This is a genomic window from Terracoccus sp. 273MFTsu3.1 (assembly GCF_000383675.1).
Taxonomy (GTDB): Bacteria; Actinomycetota; Actinomycetes; order Actinomycetales; family Dermatophilaceae; genus Terrabacter.
Genome location: NZ_KB911833.1, coordinates 41723 through 59569, shown reverse-complemented (window position 1 = coordinate 59569; position 17847 = coordinate 41723). Strand labels below are relative to the sequence as shown.

The 17847-nt window shown below is 65.5% G+C and carries 10 protein-coding genes and 1 pseudogene; 8 read left to right on the top strand and 3 right to left on the bottom strand.

Annotated features, from left to right (window positions below):
- Positions 1 to 21 precede the first annotated feature (21 nt).
- Entirely contained in the window at positions 22 to 3072 is a 3051-nt protein-coding gene (locus tag H283_RS28715; RefSeq protein ID WP_369791907.1) for an MvaI/BcnI family restriction endonuclease, read from the top strand.
- 618 nt (positions 3073 to 3690) lie between these two features.
- Here H283_RS28715 and H283_RS26305 read toward each other — a convergent pair.
- A pseudogene (locus H283_RS26305) lies at positions 3691 to 4855 on the bottom strand (IS3 family transposase).
- 110 nt (positions 4856 to 4965) lie between these two features.
- On the opposite strand from H283_RS26305, the gene H283_RS0123210 reads away from it, so the two are divergent.
- Entirely contained in the window at positions 4966 to 5499 is a 534-nt protein-coding gene (locus tag H283_RS0123210) for a hypothetical protein (RefSeq protein WP_156023420.1), read from the top strand.
- A 40-nt stretch (positions 5500 to 5539) separates the two neighbouring features.
- On the opposite strand, the gene H283_RS26300 is transcribed toward H283_RS0123210, so the two are convergent.
- Positions 5540 to 5989 (bottom strand): very short patch repair endonuclease, encoded by a 450-nt coding sequence (locus H283_RS26300; protein WP_081634008.1) that lies wholly within the window; start codon positions 5987 to 5989, stop codon positions 5540 to 5542.
- A gap of 197 nt (positions 5990 to 6186) precedes the next feature.
- On the opposite strand from H283_RS26300, the gene dcm reads away from it, so the two are divergent.
- A complete protein-coding gene (gene dcm / locus H283_RS0123200) occupies positions 6187 to 7413 on the top strand; it encodes a DNA (cytosine-5-)-methyltransferase (protein WP_020145925.1) in 1227 nt (408 codons plus the stop codon).
- A 33-nt stretch (positions 7414 to 7446) separates the two neighbouring features.
- Positions 7447 to 8724 carry a type II restriction endonuclease gene (locus H283_RS0123195; RefSeq protein ID WP_020145924.1) on the top strand — a complete coding sequence of 426 codons (1278 nt, stop codon included), beginning with the start codon at positions 7447 to 7449 and terminating at the stop codon, positions 8722 to 8724.
- Between the two features lie 11 nt (positions 8725 to 8735).
- Here the strand turns inward: H283_RS0123195 and H283_RS26295 are convergent, their stop codons facing one another.
- Entirely contained in the window at positions 8736 to 10046 is a 1311-nt protein-coding gene (locus H283_RS26295) for an RNA polymerase sigma factor RpoD/SigA (protein ID WP_020145923.1), read from the bottom strand.
- Positions 10047 to 10153: 107 nt separating this feature from the next.
- Here H283_RS26295 and H283_RS26290 point away from each other — a divergent pair, with 107 nt between their 5' ends.
- Genes H283_RS26290 through H283_RS0123170 form a run of 4 tightly spaced genes read left to right on the top strand, consistent with a single transcriptional unit; the run spans position 10154 to position 17841 of the window.
- On the top strand, positions 10154 to 11749 hold the full coding sequence (locus tag H283_RS26290; protein WP_020145922.1) for a nuclease-related domain-containing DEAD/DEAH box helicase: 1596 nt from the start codon (positions 10154 to 10156) through the stop codon (positions 11747 to 11749).
- Complete coding sequence (locus H283_RS0123180; protein WP_020145921.1) at positions 11749 to 14922, top strand: helicase-related protein; 3174 nt, start codon at positions 11749 to 11751, stop codon at positions 14920 to 14922. Before H283_RS26290 ends, H283_RS0123180 begins: the two co-directional genes overlap by 1 nt.
- On the top strand, positions 14919 to 16748 hold the full coding sequence (gene drmB, locus H283_RS26285) for a DUF1998 domain-containing protein (protein ID WP_020145920.1): 1830 nt from the start codon (positions 14919 to 14921) through the stop codon (positions 16746 to 16748). The genes H283_RS0123180 and drmB overlap by 4 nt, the downstream gene beginning before the upstream one ends.
- Complete coding sequence (locus H283_RS0123170) at positions 16732 to 17841, top strand: 3'-5' exonuclease (RefSeq protein ID WP_020145919.1); 1110 nt, start codon at positions 16732 to 16734, stop codon at positions 17839 to 17841. The genes drmB and H283_RS0123170 overlap by 17 nt, the downstream gene beginning before the upstream one ends.
- Positions 17842 to 17847: the final 6 nt, after the last annotated feature.

Genomic DNA, 17847 nt, shown 5'->3' with positions numbered 1-17847 from the left:
GACCTCGTCCAGGGCAAGAAGCTGCAGGGCATCGCCGACCTCAAGGACCTCTCCGACCGGCAGCACGGCCTGCGCCTCGTCATCGAGATCAAGAACGGCTTCAACCCCGACGCCGTCCTCGAGCAGCTCTACAAGCTGACGCCGATGGAGGAGAACTTCGGCATCAACAACGTGGCGCTCGTCGAGGGCCAGCCGCGCACCATGGGCCTCAAGGACCTCCTCAAGGTCTACGTCGACTTCCGCACGGACGTCGTGCGCCGGCGCACCGCCCACCGCCTGGCCAAGCGCGAGGAGCGCCTGCACCTCGTCGAGGGCCTGCTCATCGCCATCGTCGACATCGACGAGGTCATCCAGGTCATCCGCAGCTCCGACGACGCCGCCACGGCGCGCGCGCGACTCATGGACGTCTTCGACCTCTCCGAGGCCCAGGCGACGTACATCCTCGACCTGCAGCTGCGTCGGCTCACGAAGTTCTCGCGCATCGAGCTCGAGAACGAGAAGACCGAGCTCGAGCGCGCCATCGAGGAGCTCCGCGCCCTGCTCGAGAACGAGAAGCTGCTCCTCAAGCTCGTGTCGACCGAGCTCGCCGACGTCGCCAAGGCGCACGGCACCCCGCGCCGCACCGTTCTCCTCGAGAGCTCGGGTGCCAGCGCCACGGCGACCGCTGCCTCGCCGCTCGAGATCGCCGACGACCCGTGCTGGGTCCTGCTCAGCTCGACCGGCCTGCTGGCCCGCACCGGCACGGCCGAGCCCGTCACCGCCGAGGGCTCACGCTCGAAGCACGACGTCGTCATCGGCGCCGTCCGCACGACGGCGCGCGGCGAGTTCGGCCTCGTCACGAGCGCCGGCCGGATGGTGCGTCTCTCGGCGCTCGACCTACCCACGCTTCCGCCGACCAACGGCGCCCCCACCCTGTCGGGCGGGGCGCCGCTCGCGGCGTACGTCGACCTCGGCAAGGGCGAGGAGCCGGTGACGATCGTGCCGATCGGCGCGGACGCGCCGGTCTTCGCACTGGGCACCGCGAGCGGTGTCGTCAAGCGGGTCGCCTCGGACGCTCCCACGAGCAACGACTGGGACGTCATCAGCCTCAAGGACGGCGACCGCGTCGTCGGTGCCGCGGTCGCCGACCGCGAGGACCTCGACCTCGTCTTCATCACCACCGACGCCCAGCTGCTGCGTTTTGCGGCGAAGTCCGTTCGCCCGCAAGGCCGCTCGGCTGGCGGCATGGCGGGCATCAAGCTCGCCGCCGGCGCCCGAGTCGCCTTCTTCGGCGTCGTCGATCCGACGCGTGACGGTGTCGTCGTCACCTCGTCCGGCTCCTCGCGTGCCGTCCCGGGCACCGAGGTAGGCTCCCTCAAGGTCACCCCGTATGCCGAGTACCCCGCCAATGGACGCGCCACCGGTGGCGTTCGCTGCCACCGCTTCCTGCGGGGCGAGGACACGGTCGTGCTGGCCTTCGCCGGCAACACCCCGGCTCGGGCGGCGGCCGCGAACGGTGTCGCCATCGAGCTCCCCACCGCCAACGGTCGACGGGACGGTTCGGGTGTCGCGACAACGGCGGTCATCGCGCACGTCGCTAGTCCCCCATCACAGGCGGACTCGGCCGCTCGTGGCGTGGTCGAGCGAGCGGTGGGCGTACTTGGCACAAGCTCACTCCGCGAACCTCCCACGGATCGGCTCACGATTCGTGAGCCGGCCGAGCGACTCCAGCGCGCGAGCGAACGGGACGAGGCCTATGAGAACTGGCTCGAGGGCTTGACAATCGAAGAGGTGCAACGCCGATTCCACGCACAAGGGGTCACAAGAGTGCTTGTGAAGCGGCTCGCCCCTCGGCAGGACAACTCCAAGAATCAGATCGTCCTCCCGGGGGACATCTCAAAGCTGGCCCTTCCGATGGGCGCGTTTGAGCGCACCACGACGAGCTCTGCGAAGCCTGCGAAGTCGGAGGACAAGTACACCGCAACGATGAACCTGCACTGGCTCACCCCCGCAGGGAGCAACCCTGCTCCAGCGACCAAAGTGATCTTCTATCCGCAGTATCCCGAGACTCGGCTGTCAGGCTTCCTGTCCGATGCCGTCGACGCGCCCCGCCGCCTGCTAGACCGCGACCACGTGACCAGTCACGGCATTGAGGGGCGCTCTCTCGTGCTCGGCGCTGGACCCCATGACGTCGTCTTCGCCCTGGTCGTGCCATCGACAGCGCCGGCCGCTCGCGGCCTGCAGAACATGGCGCCCCCGACGAGGCTCGTCGAATGGGCGTTCACACCCCACGAGGTCCAGGTCACGGCGTCGGAGTTGCTGGGTGAGTTGCACGGCATCCACCTGCTCCCACCGGTGAAGGGCATCACGGTGAAGGCCGGGGTGGTCGTACCGAACGGAGCCCTGAACGCCGGCGGCACCACGCTCGAAACGCTGTTCGGAATCCCGCCGAATTCGAAGGCGGCGCCTGACTTTCGAGGATGGGAGCTCAAGTCCTACAGCAAATCCAGGATAACCCTGATGACCCCCGGACCGACTGGGGGTCGGCTCAGGAGCACGAGCATCGATGAGTTCTTCGACAACTTCGGTTACTGGAACGAGGCCAAGGCTAGGTACGACTTCACCGGGGCGCACACTGCGACACGTGCACCGCGTGGTCACGCCAGCACCGAAATGGTGGTGACCTCGGACGCCGTGAGGCTGGTCGACCGCAGGACGGGAGAAGTGGCGTTGGAGTGGTCGACCGCCAAACTGCTCGACAAGTGGCGAGAGAAGCACTCCTTGGCGGCCTATGTCCTTCGCAGGGGAAACGCGGCTACCGGCTTCATGTATGGACCCACGGTGCACTTGGGAGAAGGCGCGTCTTTCGCCCACTTCCAAGCAGCCCTAGAGGACGGGACAATAGTCTTCGACCCAGCCATCTGGTTCAGCCCTGGCACGAACGAGAGCAAGGTCCGGTGCCAAATCCGCGTCAAGCTGGCGGACCTCTCAAAGCTATACGCCGCACATTCAGTCCATGACGTGCGGGTGTACCCCCACAGCAGAACGTTGGCGGAGGCCGACATACTCGCCGCGGGCCTGACTTTGCCCTGATCAAGACCGCAAGATGCCGTGATCGGCGCAGGAGGACTGCCTCGCCACTGCGGGAGCCCCAGGACTCTTCAGACCCAATAGACGAGCCCATTGCGCGTGGGCACATACACTCCGAGGCACCATACCGACGGAGGGGCAAGGCATGAGATGGCACCTGGGATCCGATGTCGACGGCTTCCGTTGGTTTCTCATCGATTCGCCGGAAGACCTATCCGGGTGGTCCGCTGTGTGGGTAGACGCTGACGAAAAGACCCAGACGGAACCACTGGTTCTGGGCGCCTCCCCCAGTCTCACCGACCAGTTGCAGGCTGGATCGGTTTCCCGATGGATGGTCCCTTGCGACCAGCGGAATCCTCTACCCGACCACTTGGCGTCGGCTGACGGGAATCGAATACCCGTGAGAGAGGTCCGATCAGAGCTCGACGCGTCCTCACCATTCCTTCCTATTGACGGAGACGGCTCGTGAATCATCAGCCCTCACGTCGGCTACGCCTGACAACATCGTGGTGGATGGCAGGCGAGCTGGTGCGTCGGCACCCGCATCTTCGGCTCATCGAGACACATCCAGCGGGGGGCACCTACGACAGGGACTGCTGCACGAACGGGTGACAGGTTGGGTCAGGCTGCCTGAGTGGCAGGTGTGGTCATGATGGTCTCGAACTCGATAGGGGTCAATCGACCCAGAGCGTCCTGACGGCGCCGGCGATGGTAGGTCCGCTCGATCCAGGTCACGATCGCGATCCGCAGCTGTTGGCGGCTGTCCCAGCCTCGACGGTCGAGCACGTTCTTCTGCAGCAGCGCGAAGAAGCTCTCCATCGCGGCGTTGTCACCGGCTGCCCGACCTTGCCCATCGAGCCGACCATGTCGTGGCGGTGCAGGGCGTGGACGAACTTCCTTGACCTGAACTGCGATCCGCGATCGGTGTGCAGGATGCAGCCGGCGACCTGACCGCGGCGGGCGACCGCGCTGGCGAGGGCGTCGATGGCCAGCCGGGAGGTCATCCGGTCGCTGATGGAGTACCCCACGATGCGGTTGGAGTAGACGTCCTTGATCGCGCAGAGGTAGAGCTTGCCTTCGCCGGTGCGGTGCTCGGTGATGTCGGAGAGCCACAGCCGATTCGGCGCATCGGCGGTGAAGTCGCGGTTGACGAGGTCGTCATGGACCGGTGGCCCTGGCTTCTTGCCGTTCTTGCTGCGCTTCTTGCCGAACGAGATCCACCACCCGTTGGCCGAGCAGACCCGCCACATGGTCCGGTCGCAGGCCTGGTGGCCGGCGTCGCGGGCCTCGTCGGCGAGGTACCGGTAGCCGAACTCGGGGTCGTCCCGGTGGGCGTCGAACAACGCGTTGGCCAGGTGGGCCTCGGCCCGCTCGGCGTTCGTGACCGGCGCGGCCAGCCACCGGTAGTACGGCTGACGGGCGATCTTCAGGACCCGGCACGTCACCGCGACGGGGATCCCGTCGGCGGCGAGCTCACGGACGAGCGGGTACGTCATTTTCCCGGCAGGTTCGCCTGCGACAGGTAGGCCGCGGCCCGTCGGAGCACCTCGTTCTCCTGCTCGAGCAGACGGATGCGTTTCCTGGCTTCACGCAGCTCGGCATTCTCCGCCGCGGTGGTCCCCTGTTTGACGCCGTCCTCGACGTCGGCGTCACGCATCCAGTTGCGCAGGCAGGATTCGGCAATGCCGAAGTCCGCTGCGATCTGCTTGAGCGACTGGCCCGGCTCGCGGCCTCGGGCGACGTTCACGACGTCATCGCGGAACTCTTTGGGGTAGGGCTTGGGCACGGTGCACATCCTTCCAGCGACGCCTCGTGGCGCCACAGATCAGATGTCACCTATCCGTGCAGCAGTCCCACATCCTCTCTCTGCGGGACAGGCGCGCCGGCGACGGCCCCGTGTGCGACATCAACCGCAACGAGGGCGGGTCGATTCATGTGCTCGGCCAGAGCACGGGAATTCTTTCCTGGACCGAGGTTCTAGCCCTCAACGATCCGCATGAGGTCATCCGCATTGTGGAAGCGGCAGCCGGCCTACGTGCTCCCGAGAGAACGCCCCCGAGTGGCCGTTCTGCCCTCACCTTCAGAGTCATCAGCCGGTTTCTGGACGCACTTCTGCACGAGCGGCATCCATGGGACGCTCGCAACGCTTTTCTGGACGCGTCGGGATGGGAATCGACTCGACAATCGCTGGCGCGTTTCCCCTTTGCGGAGGCTGCCGCCACCCCGCACGAGGACGATCTGTTGGGCGAGCCGTACTACAGGTTCTGGATTCTGACACGCAACGGTGAGGCTCGCGCCGTCATTGACACCGGGGCCAACCTCTATCTGTCCGATCGCGTTCTTGACCTCTCCGAGAGGTATGCGCTGGCTCGTCGCTCGCTCAGCAGGCTGACGGGAGAAGTGGTCGACCTCGTGGCGTCCGACGGCTGACCTGCCCCCTGTGCAGGCCCTCGCACGAATCGTCACCCGGTCAGGTTGCGCGCCGGTGAAGCGTCACTGCTGGATGTCGAAGACCGTGAACGGCCGCCTCAACCATGTCCGCCGCCTCAGCGGTCGCGACGTGCTCCCAGACGCGCAGCACCGTCCACCCCTCCAAGCGCAGCCGTCGATCGGTGTCGGCGTCACGCTCTCGGTTGCTCCTGATCTTCTCGGCCCAAAAGTCGGCGTTCGCCTTGACCGGGACATGGTGCTCCGGGCATCCATGCCAGAAGCAGCCGTCGAGGAACACAGCCAACTTCAGGCGTGGAAAGACCATGTCAGCCGTGCGGCGCAGGGAGGGGATCGGCCGGCGGCTCACGAAGAACCTGAGTCCCTTGGCGTGGACAGCACGCCGAAGCGCGAGTTCAGGAGCGGTGTCTCGACCGCGATTGCCCTGCATGGTCGCTCGCGCAGCCGGTGAACTCGCCCATGACTCGACCATAGGCTCACCGTAACGCCGCGTACGGCGCCGATCGTGCCCCTGGCGGACCGTGCCCCTGCTCCTGAGTTACCTGGACGTCTGCGGGAGTCCACTGTCGGAGGTGGCACATACGTTCGAGTACGCTGCGGCGTGGCTTCCCCCGACCGGGTCGCCTTCCGGGCAATATGTCCACGAACAGTCCCCACGAAAGGCCCTCCGTGACCCCGAAGAGCTCCCACGACATGCTTCTCGAACTCCGCCGGAAGCAGACCCTGTCGGAGGTCGCCGCACTCCTATCGGTCAACGAGCGGACGGTCCGTCGCTGGGAGAACCACGAGTCAGCCTGCCCGGCCTACTTGGGCGACGCCATTCGGATGCATCTCACCGTCGACAACAGCGAGGGGTCCTTCAAGTTCGCGGACCTGTTCGCCGGCATCGGCGGCATCAGGCAGGCGTTCGAGGACATCGGTGGCAAGTGCTCGTTCACCTCGGAGTGGAACCCCTACGCGCAACAGACCTACGCCGCGAACTTCCCGCACCGGGAGGATCACGTCTTCAACGGTGACATCACGGAGTACGACGCCTCGGCAGTGCCGGACCATGACGTGCTGCTGGCGGGCTTCCCGTGCCAGCCCTTCTCCATCGCCGGCGTCTCGAAGAAGAACGCGCTCGGACGCGCCCACGGCTTCCTGGACCCGACCCAAGGAACTCTGTTCTTCGACGTCAAGCGGATTATTGAGGCAAAGCGCCCGGCCGCATTCCTGCTCGAGAACGTGAAGAACCTCCAGACTCACGATCGACGCAGGACCTTCGCAGTCATTCGACACACCTTGGAGAAAGAGCTGGGCTATCACGTTCGGTTCGAGGTGATCAACGGCATCCACTTCCGACCGCAGAACCGCGAACGCATCATGATCGTCGGCTTCCGCGAGGAGAACGACTTCAGCTTCGAGCAGCTCGACCTTCCCGCGACGAAGCCGAAGCTCGAGTCGGTCCTGCACCGCACAGACGGAACCGAGCCGGTCCTTCCCCACGACGAGGGCAGGTACTTCGACCACGAGCGCAACGTCGTGCCCGAGCGGTTCACCCTGACCGAGAAGCTTTGGGAGTACCTGAAGAACTACGCCGCCAAGCATCGCGCGGCCGGCAACGGATTCGGTTACGGCCTGGTGCGACCGGGCATGACGACCCGCACCCTGTCGGCCCGCTACTACAAGGACGGGTCCGAGATCCTCGTCGAGCAGGTGGGCCACCGGCCGCGACGGCTCACGCCCCGCGAGTGCGCCCGCCTGATGGGCTTCGACGACTCGTTCAGGATCCCGGTGAGCGACACCCAGGCGTACAAGCAGTTCGGCAACAGCGTGGTGGTTCCCGCGGTCGGCGCAGTGGCGAGGTTGATGGAGCCCTACATCTTGGACGCAGTGACGAGGGCTCGCGCCGCGTGATGGAATACCCCCGACTTCAATCAGGGGGACCACATGGACGGCAAGCTCCGCCAGCACTTCGTCGGTGTCGGCGCAAAGCGTCTCAGCGCCACCGAAGCGGCCAAGGCAGGGGTCTCCAACGGCCATGAGCTGAGCGCCAGCGGCCCCGTGCTGGACATGCTCGGCCGGCGTCGTTCGGAGTACCCGTGCGCCTACCTCTACTTCTCCGAGGAGTTCGGAGAAGGCGGATACATCGAGGACTCCTCGACCGTGACCCTCTATGACGCGAGGGAGTACGACTCGAAGCGCTCCCCCGAGTGGCGGTTGTACTACCCCGCTGGTTGCCTCCCAATGGAGTCGATGGAACCGGGCGACTACTGCTGGGTGGCGAAGCGGACTTCAGGTGAGGTAGTGGTCGTCGTGGCGGCCGTGTCCTCGCCCATCTCCCGTCGTCTCGACCGGCTCTTCGGAACCGACATGCGCCTCGGGGCTGACGTGATTCCGTCACGGGCTCGCCAGTTCGGCATGTTCGACCTCGAGCAAGCCGGTGACGACGACATCGACCTGGCCGACGCGGATGTACTGCTGGCGCTCGGCCTCACACCCGAGATCGAGACCGTCGACCGCCTGCCCGAGATGATCGCGGCCTTCGGCGGTAGATATCCCTTCCCCACCACTGCTGCATTCACCGCGTTCGCGCGGACGGTCTGCTCGATCGAGGATCCGAGTGATGACCCGGACTCGACGCTGTTTCAGTGGGTCTCGACGACGAACGATCTGTACTTCGCCTACGAGCGCCACGTTCTTCAACCGATCCTCGACGAAGACCTCGCAAATCGACCACACGTGGACATCGATCGCTTCTTCTCCCTCGCCACCCGCTTCAAGAACGCGCGCTTCTCGCGAGCCGGGTCGTCCTTCGAGAGCCACATAGCCGCGCTGCTGCACGCGGCCGGCCTCGGGTTCTCTCAGCCGCGTCGCCTGCCCGACGGCTCCAAACCTGACTTCCTGCTGCCTTCGCTCGCCGCCTATGGCGACGCCGACGTTCCGACTGAGCTGCTCACGTTCCTCGCCGCGAAGACCACCACGAAGGAGAGGTGGCGCCAGGTCGCGACGGAGGCCACCCTCATCAAGACCAAGCACCTCATCACCATGGACCGTGAACTCAACAGCGAAGTCCTCGACGCGATGGACGAGAACCTTGTGGTCCCGGTGGTCCCCGATCCCGTCGCAGTTGCCTATCCGGCAGTTCTCCACGAACGGCTGATGAGCGTCACCGACTTCCTCACAGTCGCCAAGGACCGACAGGCCCGATTCGCCACCCTCGGCTGAGGCAGTGCGCGCTAGTCCACTTCCGGGACCAAAGGTGGCCAGATCGCTGGCCCGAAACCGCGAGCATGCAACAGATCAGCGAGTCGCACCTTGGCCTTCGACTCGATCTGGCGAACGCGCTCTCGCGTCACGCCGAGGCGCTGACCGATCTCGTCGAGGGTGCTCGGCTCACCATCGTCGAGTCCGAACCGGAGGCGGATGATCAGCGCCTCCCGCTCGGGAAGCTCATCGATCGCGTCGAGAAGCTCCGCGTGTCCCTCCACAAGGAGCAGGATGGATGCGGGGTCGGGCAGTGCCGCACGATCGTTCTCGAACAGGGCCTCCAAGGTGGTCCCGCCGTCCTCGCCGACCGGAGCGTCCAGGCTGACTATCCCCATGTTCAGACGGAGGCACTCAAGCACCTGGTCCGGTCGTATCCCGGCCATGGTTGCCATGTCGAAGAGGGGAGCCCGTCCCAGTTCGACGAGCAGCCGTTCGCGAATCGCCCGCACCTTCTGGACGCGCTCGTACATGTGAACCGGTAGTCGGACAAGGCGCCCCTCATTCGCGACGGCGCGTGACATGGACTGGTTGATCCAGTGCGTGGCGTAGGTCGAGAATTTCCAGCCCTGACTTGCGTCGAACATCTCGACGGCGCGTCGTAGGCCCGAGTACCCACTCTGCTCGAGGTCCTCCGGCTCCAAGCCCTCACCCATGTGCCTCTTGACGAGCGACCAGACCAGGCCCCGGTTGTGGAGCATCAGGGCATCGAATGCGCGGGCTCGCTCATCCCTGTGCGACAGGGACAGACGGAATCCCACGGGCAGGGCCTCATTCAACGGCTCTCCCCCTTGGCGCATCAGGGCCGCGAGCCCGACCTCCTCGCTGGCCGTGAGCAGCCTCTTCCACGGCTTCGGGTTCCAGCGATCCTCATCGAGCAGAAGGCGCGCCGCGTTGATCGAATCGGACAGCCATCCATGATCGGGTCCCTCGACCGTCCGCACAGGAGGGCCTTGGGCCCGAACAGGCTTGGGATCCGGGGGCTCGGCCGCCTCCAGCGCCGGCGCCGAATCAGAGGACGAGGGCTGAGAAGTCAGGGCCGAGGTGAGCGGCCGGCCGACCGGCACGAACTCGGTCGGAGCGCTTGCGTCAAGCGGCGCGATCACGGCGACGCCTGTGGATCGCAGCGCCTGCCGAACAGCCGTTCGGTGCGCATGATCCGCACCGAACATCCCGAACACCTCGTTGAGCGAGTCCTCCTTGACGGCGCCGTCCTCGAGGTAGGCCCCGATACGCCTGACAAGTCGCCGCATCAGTTGAGGATCGAGGCAGTCCGCAGTCACGAGGGCAGTCTCTCCCGAGCCACTGACATTTCGGGTCACTTCACCTCAATCATTGCTCCGTACCGCACACAGACGTCACCTGCAGCAGGCAAGATGCGCGGGTGCGAATGATTCCCGAGCAAGTCGACCCCAAGACCAAGAGCGACGCAGAGAAGCAACTGTTTCGCCGCCTGAATCTGCTGGAGGACGACGCGTGGTCACACGCACTGCACAGCCTGAACCTCGCCGAACACCGTTGGAAGCGCGTCGGAGAGATCGATTTCCTCCTGATCGGCGAGAAGGGGATCTTCGTCCTCGAGGTGAAGGGCGGCAAGGTTGCGTGCGAGAACGGCACGTGGAAGTACACGAACCGCTACGGGAGGACCACCACGAAGCGGGCGAGCCCGTTCTCTCAGGCACGATCCGCGATGTTCGCGATGCAGGAGAGGCTTGAGAAGTCAGTCGACGGCCGTCTGGTCGACCGGACTGTGTTCGGTCACGCAGTGGTCTTCCCCGACCAGGAGTTCGACTTGGAGAGCGTCGAGTGGGACCCAGAGATGGTGATCGACAAGCGCCAGCTCGACCGGCCGGATGGGCTCGCTCGCTCCATCAACAGGCTCGCGGCCTACTGGCGCGAGAAGCCGGGGCGCCGAGACCGCAGGCTCGGCCCGGACGACATCGATCAGTATCTTCAGGCTCTGCGGCCCGACTATGACGTCGTCCCGACGCTCCAGCGCCTGGCGGAGTCGGCCGATGAGGAGATCGCAGCGCTGACGGAACGTCAGTACGCCGCACTCGACGCCGCAGGTCGCAATGAACGTGTCGTCTACGAAGGTGGAGCCGGCACCGGGAAGACCATGCTGGCGGCCGAACTCTGCAGACGATGGACTCGGGCAGGCGAGCGGGTTCTGTTCACCTGTCAGAGCCCGGTCATCGCCGCGCATGTGTCACGCCAGCCAGGTCTGGAAGGAGTGGTCGCGCTGCCGATGTCCACAGTGACGGAGGAGGACGGCCCGTTCGACGTCCTTGTCGTCGACGAGGCCCAGGATGTGGCGAACGTCGCGGACCTGCTCCAGTTGGATGCGGTTCTCAAGGGCGGCCTCCAGGACGGCCGGTGGTACCTCTTCCTCGACAGCAACAATCAGCGTGGGCTCATAGGCTCGTATGAGCAGGAGGGCATGGACCACCTCCTGGCGACCAGGCCTGCTCTCTTCACACTCAACGACAACTGCCGCAACACCGCCACCATCGTCTCCGAGGTAACGCGCATCACCGGAGCGGACATCGGGGTCTCCACGGCCGGCGTCGGTCCCCGGGTCGAAGTTCAACAGGTGGCCGACTCGAAGGTCGCGGGCAGGGAGGCGGGCAAGTTGTTGGACCGCCTCGTCCAAGAGGGCGTCTCCCCGGACGACATCATGTTGCTGTCACCGCTTCCGCTGGGCCAATCGAGTTTCGCCCACCTTCCGGGCAAGTGGAGTCAGCGCATCGAGGCTCTCGATGTCAACAGCTGGCTGAGCCGCCCTCAGAGTCGACTCGGCTTTGCCACGATCAGCTCCTTCAAGGGTCTCGAGAGCCGTTTCGTGGTTGTGGCCGATCTCGCGCCACCCAATGACGAGGCCTCACCCTCGCCCGAGTTGTACGTCGGCATGACCAGAGCGAGGGTGGGTCTCTTCGTCTTCATGAACGCCTCCGCCTCACCTCATTCGAGTCAAGGAGACGAGTGATGCCGGTGCCGGTGACGTCGGACGACCGCGCTGCCGTCGTCGGCTACCTCCGTCGGCAGGTCCTCGGCCCGGTGGACGGAGAGGCGGAGGTGCTCAGTGAGGTACCTCATCGGCGGTACCTCACCGGGATGTTGTTTCCCACTGAAGCGGCTGTGGATGAACAATTGGACGAGGACATCGTCGACGAGGCGGCCGGGGAGGCCGGGGACGAATCGACGGAGGACCCCATAGCTCTCTCGGCGCAACAGCTTCCGAGCTCTGTCGGGCTCAGTTTCGTCGTGCCCACGTGGGAGGGGTTCCGCGTGGAGGTCCATGCGGGTCGTTACCACCACGAGGGCAAGGACTGGCGCCGCGAGGCGATCGTGCTGACCGGTGAGGAGGCGCCAGAACTCGCGCCGCCCCACGTTCCGGGGTCCGGGGGCACGGTTGCGATCCTCGATGGGTGGGCGTCCTTGGAGACGACCTGGCGTCGCCTCGGCACCGGCGCGCTCGTGACCGTTGCCCTGGTGAATCGACGGAGCCTTCCCTCGGACGGCCGCATGGATCCCCAGGACTGCCTGCTGCAGGTCCGCATGCGCTGCATCGGGTCCCAGGGCTTCGTTCCCTACCCGTCACCGATGCGTCTGCAGACCGGCGACGAAGAGGCGGAGCTCGCCCTCCAGTATCGCGATGTTCCCACCTACGCCATCGGGCACGGCTGCGCTGCCGCCTGGGAGTCGACGGCCGGGGTGCCGGCATGGGTGGAGACGTCATACCTCCCGGAGCACACGGTTCCGGCGGTCGCCTTCACCCCTCACCGAGATGCGGAGCCTGCCGAGGGTGAGCCGGACCCGCTGTTGAAGAGTGGGACGGGGTCCGTTCTCAGGCTGAGCTTCCTCGCTGGCATCAGCGAGCGTCCCAGCGAGGTCATCGCCGCATTGGACGCATTCGTCGATCGCTACGACGACTGGACACGACTCCGGGAGGACGAGGCGGCCACACTGCCCAACCGGCACTCCGGCGCGGCCAAGCGGCTCCTGTCCCGAGTCGACGTCGCGCGGCGACGGATGCGGAGAGGGGTTCGACGGCTCGAGAGGGACGAGACTGCACGCCACGCCTTCCAGATGGCCAACGAGGCAATGCTGATGCAGATGGTCCGCGGAGGTTCAGACTATGCAGGACGCTCGCGACCTCTGGATGAGCCTCTGCCACCGGCGCCGAAGTACGACGAGGCCGAGCACGACTGGCGCCCCTTCCAGCTCGCCTTCCTCCTGTTGGCCTTGGAATCCACGATCGACGAATCCGCCGACGACAGGGATCTGATCGACCTCATCTGGTTTCCGACTGGCGGCGGAAAGACGGAGGCCTACCTGGGACTCATGGCGCTGAGCATCCTTCATCGCCGGCTGATGCTCCGCGATGATGGCGCCGGAACCACCGTGCTGACGCGATACACGCTTCGGCTGCTCACGAGCCAACAGTTCCAACGCGCGTCCACCTTGATCTGCGCTCTCGAGCTCCTTCGCCGCGGTATGCCGGATCGGCTTGGTACGACTCGCATCTCGATCGGAATCTGGCTGGGGCGCAACAACAGCCCGAACAGCTACGCGGACGCGGTCGAGCTTCTGCAGAAGCTTCAGAACTCGGAGTACACCAACATCAGCTTCCAGGTGGAGGCGTGCCCGTGGTGCGGCACCGAGCTGATCCCGTCCACGAGTCACTCGCCCGAAGCATGGGGAGTGACCGCCGCCAACGACGCCTTCCGGCTGAACTGCCCGAGGGGCGACTGCGACTTCCACGAAGAACTACCGGTGTCATCCGTGGACGAGGACCTCTACGACCGCCCTCCGACCTGTCTTATCGGGACTGTCGACAAGTTCGCGCGTCTGACGTGGGAGCCGCGGGCGGGGGTGTTCCTCGGCGCGGCGAACACACCGGGCCCTTCGCTCGTGATCCAGGACGAGTTCCATCTCATCTCGGGACCACTCGGCACCATGGTGGGTCTGTACGAGGCCGCCTTCGACGTCGTCATGTCCGAGGGAGGCGCACGGCCCAAGGTCGTCGCCTCCACTGCCACCATTCGGAGGGCGGAGGCCCAAGGGCGAGGGGTCTTCGGACGCGATACGGCGCTCTTCCCGCCAGCAGGGCTGTCGGCGGACGACTCCTTCTTCGTCCGTCACGATCCTTCGAAGCCCGGCCGACGCTACGTCGGAGTCATGGCACAGGGCCACACGCCGCTGACGTCGATGGTCCACGTATCGGCTTCTCTGCTCCAGTCGTCAGAGGAACTGACACTGCAGCCTCCCTCCGACGATGCCTACTGGACACTCGTGGCCTACCACAACAGCCTTCGCGAGCTGGGCAAGAGCGTCACGCTCGCCCACGATGACATCCCTGCCCGCCTCCAGGTCATCGCGACTGCAGAGGATGCAGTTCGGCGCCTGCAGGACGACGACATCGTCGAGTTGACGGGCAACGTTCCCGCCGCTGAGATACCACGCCACCTTGAACTCCTCAAACGTCCGAGGGGTGAGAAGGGTGCGGTCTCGTTCGTCGCGTCGACCAACATGCTGTCGGTCGGGGTCGATGTCCCTCGCCTCGGGCTCATGCTCATGGTGGGACAGCCGAAGACGACCTCGGAGTACATCCAGGCCACCAGTCGTGTCGGCCGGCGCACCCCGGGCCTCGTGGTCACCCTCTACTCAGCCACCAAGCCGCGCGATCGGTCGCACTACGAGTCGTTCGTGGCGTATCACTCCGCTCTCTACCGATACGTGGAACCCACGTCGGTGACGCCGTTCAGCGTCCCAGCCCGATCGCGGGCCCTGCACGCGGGCTTGGTGATCCTGCTTCGCCACGCACTCGGATTGAGCCAGAACCCCGACGCCTCCCGCTTCGACAGAGATGACCCCGAGTTCGTAGCGCTGGTCGAGGCGTTCCTGCGCCGGGTCGAGGTCGCCGACCCCTCGGAACGGGAGGACGTGGCCCGCCACCTCGCGGAGCTCGAAGGCGAATGGGAACACCTGGCGGAGCAGGCTCATCCATCGGGCGGGCTGCGCTATGCCGGCGGGGGAAAGGAGCGGGTAGCACTTCTCAAACGCTTCACGGAACCGGGACGCGGATGGGCCACTCTGGACTCGATGCGGAGCGTGGACACCGAGGTGCGTATGCGGATCAGGGGAGAGGAATCATGAGGAACGAGCGAACGGTTCGTCGATCGCAGAGCATCACGCCGTTCGGCGTGGGAGCGGTCATCGACATCCTCGGCGAGTCCTTCGTCGCCGAGGACATCTCGCGATGGCGAGGTCGCAGGGAGCTGCTCCAAGCGCCTCGTATCGCCGCCCACTTCGGCGTGGAAGAGCTCCGCACACCTCCCGCGGCGGATGTCAGGGGATCGGGTCTCCCCTACTTTCGTTTCCCGCAATGGCTCTTCTGCGGCAGGTGCCGCAGGATGACGCGCTGGAGCGTCAAGCAGGAGGAGCCGGGGAAGGCCGCCGGGTGCAGCGCCTGTCACGGCCATCCGCAGCTCGTACCGATGCGTTTCGTCTCCGTGTGCGGTAATGGCCACCTGGACGATGTGAACTGGGTTCGTTGGGCGCACTCGGATCCCGCACGGAGAGAGCAGCGCCAATGCGGGCGATCGAACGAGCTGAAGTTCGAGCACGTCAAGGGAGTCGGCGGCGGACTCGAGTCGGTCAGGGTGCGATGTGAGTGTGGCGCCTCACGCAGTCTCAAGGACCTTCCGGCGCCCGACTCGATGAAACGTCTGGGCATCACATGCCGGGGCCGCCAACCATGGCAGTTCGACGCAGAGGCGGAGAAGTGTGCTCACACCCCTGTCGTGCTCCAGAGGGGTGCATCCAGCGTGTACTTCTCCCGCCTCGGTTCGGCGATCGACATTCCGCCTGAGAGCAACTGGTCCGTGTGGGGCGGTGCGGCCAGTCGGATACGGAACAACGACAACTTCCGTCTCATGGAGTCGGACCCGGAGCACCCCCTCCTCGGCTCGCTCATCGACATGGTCGCCGAGCAGGAGGATGTCAGTACGGGACAGGTTCGGGCCGTCCTCGAGGACCGGCTGGGCGTCAAGCTCGCCGAGCCGGTCGAGGACGTCTCCATCGGCGACATCGAGACACGAGAGTGGGTCGCCCTCACACGACCCGCCGCAGCACACGACCCGCGTGACAACTTCATCTCCAAGGAGACGCCGTTCCCGCATCCGGCAGGGCACGACGAGCTGCAACCCGTCGCCGACGAGATCAGTCGTCTTGTGGATCAGGTCGTGCTCGTGAGCCGACTCCGCGAGGTGCGCGTCCTACAGGGCTTCCAGCGCCACACGATGGATCGCGTCGTGCCCCCCGACCTGGGCAAGGGGGAACGCTTCCTTCCCGCGATCGAGGTGTTCGGAGAAGGTGTCTTCCTGAGCTTCAACGAGAAGGCGCTCGCGGACTGGGAGGCGGGTGGCGAGGTTCGTGGACGGGCGACGACTCTGAGGTCACGCCTGGCAGGCAGCATGCACGCGCGTTGGCTGGACGCCGAGGTCACACCCCGATTCCTGATGCTGCACACACTGGCACACGTTCTCATGCGAGCCATGGCGTTCGAGGCGGGATACTCGTCCTCGTCGCTACGCGAGCGCCTCTACTGCAGCACGGGAGCGGAGGCGAAGGCCGGAATCCTCATCTACACAGCGGCCGGCGATTCCGAGGGAACTATGGGCGGCCTGGCGCGGCTCGGCGAAGCGGACCGACTGCTTCCCATCATCACGTCGGCCCTTGTCGCAAGCGACTGGTGCTCGCTCGACCCCGTGTGCAGGGAGTCGAGGGCGCAGGGGATCGACGGGCTCTCGTTGGCAGCCTGTCACGCCTGCTCGCTCGCCAGTGAGACGAGTTGCGTATACGGGAACGTGCTGTTGGACAGGATGATGCTTGTGGACCCCGGCCACGGCTTCTTCAGCGACTGCCTCGGAGCGCTACTCGATGTTCAGGGCCACGAGGTCGACGATGCTCCACCTGCCTGACTTCAGCGCGCTATCCGAGGAACAGGACGACGTCCTGGATCTCCCTTTGGACTCCTCCGTGATCGTCACGGGGCCGCCCGGCACCGGCAAGACCATCATCGCCATCTGGCGTGCCAACATGCTGCACCGCTCCGAACGTCCGACGTTGCTCCTCATGTACGGCAAGCTGCTCTCGAGCTATACCCAAGCTGCGGTCAAGACCTCCGGCACCGATGGAGTGGTCAGCACGTACCACCGCTGGTTTCCGCAGTTCTTCAAGGAGGCCTACGGGGTCAGTCCGCCCAAGGTTGACCGCTACAACTTCGACTGGGGCGAGTGCAAGAAGGTCATCATGACATCCCCGGTCCCGCCGGCCGAGCGCCGCCACATCATCGTTGACGAGGGACAGGACCTGCCTCAGGACTTCTTCCTCGTCCTGCGCTTGGTGAGTCGTTCGATGACCATCCTCGCCGACGAGAACCAACGGATAACGTCGGATCAGTCGACGATCGCCGAGATCAAGGCTGCGACCGGCATTCGAGAGGTGCGCTGCCTGACGACGAACTACAGGAACACGCGCGCCATCGCGGAGTTCGCGGCAGAGTTCTATACGGGGTTGGCGTCGGGCCGGCCGCGACTGCCTCCGCCGTCGCGGAACGGCGAACGGCCCTCCCTTCACGCCCATAGCAACCTGTACGACACGGTGTCCCAGATCGTCTCCTACGAACGCACCTTCCCGGACAAGAGCATCGGCGTGATGGTGCCCTACAGCGCGCAGGTGAAGAGCTTCTACAACAGGTTGAGTGGCAAGACTCGCGTCCCCGTTCAGGGCTACCTCAGCAGTCAGCCCGGCCTTGGCATGCCGCAACTCGACTTCTCCAAGCCGGGGGTCAAGCTCGTCACCTGGGCGAGCGCGAAGGGACTGGAGTTCGACACGGTCTTCCTTCCCGAACTCCAGACGTTCAAGGGCGACCCCCGCAGTGATGACTTCCGCATGAAGATGTACGTCCTCGCCTCACGCGCGAAGAGTCAGTTGTTCCTGCAGTACTCCGGCGAGGGAGTTCCCGCCATCGTCAACGAACTCCCCTCCAGCCTCTTCGAGGACCGGCGTTGAGCAGCC

Excerpts from the sequence above, each read along its gene's own strand:
- H283_RS26300 (WP_081634008.1), bottom strand. The coding sequence starts at position 5,989 with ATGGTCGAGTCATGGGCGAGTTCACCGGCTGCGCGAGCGACCATGCAG.
- H283_RS0123195 (WP_020145924.1), top strand. The coding sequence starts at position 7,447 with ATGGACGGCAAGCTCCGCCAGCACTTCGTCGGTGTCGGCGCAAAGCGT.
- H283_RS26290 (WP_020145922.1), top strand. The coding sequence starts at position 10,154 with ATGATTCCCGAGCAAGTCGACCCCAAGACCAAGAGCGACGCAGAGAAG.
- H283_RS0123180 (WP_020145921.1), top strand. The coding sequence starts at position 11,749 with ATGCCGGTGCCGGTGACGTCGGACGACCGCGCTGCCGTCGTCGGCTAC.
- drmB (WP_020145920.1), top strand. The coding sequence starts at position 14,919 with ATGAGGAACGAGCGAACGGTTCGTCGATCGCAGAGCATCACGCCGTTC.
- H283_RS0123170 (WP_020145919.1), top strand. The coding sequence starts at position 16,732 with ATGCTCCACCTGCCTGACTTCAGCGCGCTATCCGAGGAACAGGACGAC.